Origin of the sequence: Coprococcus intestinihominis (genome assembly GCF_040096555.1) — a bacterium.
GTDB classification, from domain to species: Bacteria; Bacillota; Clostridia; order Lachnospirales; family Lachnospiraceae; genus Coprococcus_A; species Coprococcus_A intestinihominis.
Genome location: NZ_JBBMEK010000342.1, coordinates 1 through 2,863, shown reverse-complemented (window position 1 = coordinate 2,863; position 2,863 = coordinate 1). Strand labels below are relative to the sequence as shown.

The 2,863-nt window shown below is 44.1% G+C and carries 4 protein-coding genes; 2 read left to right on the top strand and 2 right to left on the bottom strand.

Annotated elements, in window-relative coordinates:
* Positions 1-281, top strand: a 281-nt coding sequence (locus WMO25_RS16820) for an aminoacyl--tRNA ligase-related protein (protein WP_349086307.1), incomplete at its 5' end; no start/stop codon positions are given.
* Positions 282-302: 21 nt separating this feature from the next.
* Entirely contained in the window at positions 303-1,175 is an 873-nt protein-coding gene (locus tag WMO25_RS16815; RefSeq protein WP_349086306.1) for a DUF3881 family protein, read from the top strand.
* 131 nt (positions 1,176-1,306) lie between these two features.
* Here the strand turns inward: WMO25_RS16815 and WMO25_RS16810 are convergent, their stop codons facing one another.
* Complete coding sequence (locus WMO25_RS16810) at positions 1,307-1,525, bottom strand: hypothetical protein (RefSeq protein WP_349086305.1); 219 nt, start codon at positions 1,523-1,525, stop codon at positions 1,307-1,309.
* Positions 1,526-1,638: 113 nt separating this feature from the next.
* On the bottom strand, positions 1,639-2,863 hold a 1,225-nt coding region (locus WMO25_RS16805; protein WP_349086304.1), incomplete at its 5' end, for an MATE family efflux transporter.

Below are 2,863 nucleotides of genomic sequence, written 5' to 3'. Positions count from 1 at the left end.
CAAGAACATACGATATCGAGATTTCTATTCCATCTATGAATGGTTACAAAGAAGTTTCTTCTGTATCCAATGCAAGAGATTATCAGGCGAGACGAGGCAATATGCGTGTTAGAAGAGCAGATCGTTCTATCCAGTTCATGCACACATTGAATGGCTCCGGTCTTGCTACATCCCGTGTACTTCCTGCACTGGTTGAGCAGAATCAGCTGAAAGACGGTTCTATCGTTGTTCCTGAAGTACTGAGAAAATATCTTGGCGGTATTGAAGTTATTTCCAAGTAGAAATCATTTGCAGGTGGTTATATGCATGATTATTTGAGAGCGGTAGGTTTTAGTAAGGTTCAACATAAAAGAGATTTGCAGCGGCTGCTTGATATGGTCATGGGAAGCCCTGACAGTGAATTTGCTTCAGGTTGCGGCGGCACGGTCTATGCAGAGAAGTGTCGAGATTTTGTGTCAAATGCAGGCATCACGGTGCGTGGTGAAGTAGATGAGCATGGTATGTTCAGTTATGAATATTATTTTCCGCATTATACGGGTCATCAGATTTCGCTCACAGATGATGTCAGTGTTGAGAAGATTTCTGAAAGAGAAGAATATGATGGCATGTGTGATGTGGTGAATCTTGGGGTATCTCTTATTTTCCATATGAATCATCTGATGGATTATGCAGATATGAACCCGAAGAGTCGTCAGATTTCTTCTGTATCCGTGAGGTTGTCGGCATTGTCGATTTCCGGCAAGGTGATCCTGCCTGTTGTGAGAAATGATTCTGAGCGTTTGAAGCGGCTTCGGGAGAATGAATCACGCAATGGTATGATTGCAGCGGCCAGACAGGGCGATCAGGATGCACTGGAGAATCTCACATTAGAGGATATTGATATGTATACCTCTATTTCAAAGCGTATCAAGTCAGAGGATGTCTTGACGATTGTAGAGTCTTATTTTATGCCGTATGGTATTGCCTGTGATCAGTATTCGGTGATGGGGGATATTCTCAGTGTAGAAGAAGTCTACAATCAGCTGACAGGAGAGAAGCTGTATCAGATACAGATCGAATGCAATGATGTGTTGATCGATCTGTGTATGAATGCAGAAGATCTATTGGGTGAGCCTGCAGTGGGACGCCGTTTCCGCGGCAATATCTGGCTTCAGGGGCATCTGGACTATGTATAAACAGATGGAAGCAGTGTCTGTGAATCGGATCTGAATTCCGTGTAGGGACTCTCAGGTGAGTCCAAGAGTGTATAAAAAAGCTGGCGTACTGTTGTTATTCGCAGTACGTCAGCTTTTTCTTTTAAAAGATTCTAAAAGTCATCATCGTCGTCGTCATCATCAGCTTCAGCTTCAGGGTTCTCATCTTCCGAAGCAAGTGTAATAGATTCGCTGTATATTACTGCCAGGTGGGAAAGCAGAGCTAGTTCATCTTTGTCGTACGGTTTCTCAAGAGATGGGTTGACAAGATTCTTCAGAGACAACTTGTCCGGTTTTCGGTTCTTGACATATTCTTCAAAATCGCAATACATTTGTATACCTCCCTATCCTGAATCAGTATTATAATGCAATAATAGATGTATTATAGTTGATTATAATATTAAAAGACAAAATATACAATGGGTATCTTACACAAAAATTTCTGCTATGCAGATTTACTAATACTTTGCATTGCCTTTTTGAAGACAATACGGAAAGTAATGATGGATGCTGTAATGGAAATGGTGTCTGATACCGGTTCCGCAAGAAATACAGCAAACACTTTGTTGTCAAAGAAATGCGGCAGTATAAAAATCAGCGGAATCAGCAGAATAATCTTCCTGAGGCAGGCGATAAAAAGGGATGCCTTTGCTTTTCCAAGGGCTGTAAATGTCTGCTGGACAGACATCTGGATGCTGAACATGCAGAAAACGGCCATGTAAACCCGAAGTGTCCAACCGGCTGTCGCAATAATTTCTTCAGAATTGCTGAATATGCGGATGAAGGTTGTTGGCGACAGTTGGACAAACAGCCAGAAAACGGTCAGCGCTGTCATAGAAACAGCAAGCATGCATTTAAACGTCTGTCGGATTCTTTTGGCGTTGCCGGCACCGTAATTGTAGCTGATGATGGGTTGAGCCCCCTGACCAATGCCCTGTACGGGAATCCATACCATCTGCTGGATCGTGCTGGAAATGGTCATACAACCAACGGCAATATCACCGCCATAATGCTGCAGTGAGGAATTAAAGGCAATATTCAAAAGTGCATCCGTAGCCTGCATAACAAAAGGACCGAGTCCGAGTCCGAGACATGGAATGACAATGCGCTTCTCAAGGTGCATATCGGATTTCTTCAATCTCAGCCGGGTCTTTTTGCCGGTGAGGAACCTCAGAATCCAGATGCAGGACAAACCCTGTGAAATGATTGTTGCAAGGGCGGCACCACGGACTCCCATATGCAGACCGTAGATAAAAATCGGATCCAGGATAATATTGGCACCGGCACCGATCAGGACGGAGGTCATGCTGAAACGTGTGAATCCCTGTGTCGTAATAAAAAGATTCAGGCCCAGAGCCAGCATGACAAAAATCGATCCGGAAACATAAATCTGCATATAAGGCAGCGCATAGACAATTGTCTGTTCACTGCAGCCGAAGAGCCACAGCAGCGGTTCACCAAAAATCCAGAAAAATACACTCAGGACAACGGCTTCAATGATCAGGACAACGAAACAGTTATTCAGGATCCTGTTGGCTTCGGTTGTCTTATTCTGCCCCATGCAGATGGCGGCTCTTGGGGCACCGCCCTGACCGATCAATGCTGAAAAAGCAGAAATAAGATAAATAATCGGAAAACACAGTCCGATGCCGGTCAGCGCAGAACTGCCG

Excerpts from the sequence above, each read along its gene's own strand:
- WMO25_RS16815 (WP_349086306.1), top strand. The coding sequence starts at position 303 with ATGCATGATTATTTGAGAGCGGTAGGTTTTAGTAAGGTTCAACATAAA.
- WMO25_RS16810 (WP_349086305.1), bottom strand. The coding sequence starts at position 1,525 with ATGTATTGCGATTTTGAAGAATATGTCAAGAACCGAAAACCGGACAAG.